Origin of the sequence: Cryobacterium sp. RTC2.1 (assembly GCF_035018685.1) — a bacterium.
GTDB lineage: Bacteria > Actinomycetota > Actinomycetes > Actinomycetales > Microbacteriaceae > Cryobacterium > Cryobacterium glucosi.
Window position 1 is genome coordinate 1 of record NZ_JASJXJ010000395.1, and the last position, 247, is coordinate 247.

Annotated in this window: 1 protein-coding gene; it reads right to left on the reverse strand. The window is 68.4% G+C overall.

The genetic code is table 11. The annotated features are described in order from the left end of the window. A partial coding sequence (locus tag QN357_RS19445; protein ID WP_323505463.1) for an HNH endonuclease signature motif containing protein occupies positions 1-247 on the reverse strand: 247 nt, incomplete at both ends.

Consider the following 247-nt stretch of genomic DNA (forward strand, 5'->3'; position numbering starts at 1 on the left):
GCGTGGTGATACGGGCAGAGGTGGGCGAGGTTCATCGCGTCGGTCTCCCCGCCGTGCTGCCACTCCACACTGTGGTCCAGATCGGACCGCTTGGCGGAGCGGCGGCACCCGGGGAAGGTGCAGGTTTCATCGCGCACCTCGAGCCACTTCTTCAAAGCCGCGGGCGGTTTGTAGGTGTCGCGTCCCATCGAGAGCACCACGCCGGTTTCGGGGTGGGTGAGGAGCCGGGTGAAGCTCGGCGCCCCGG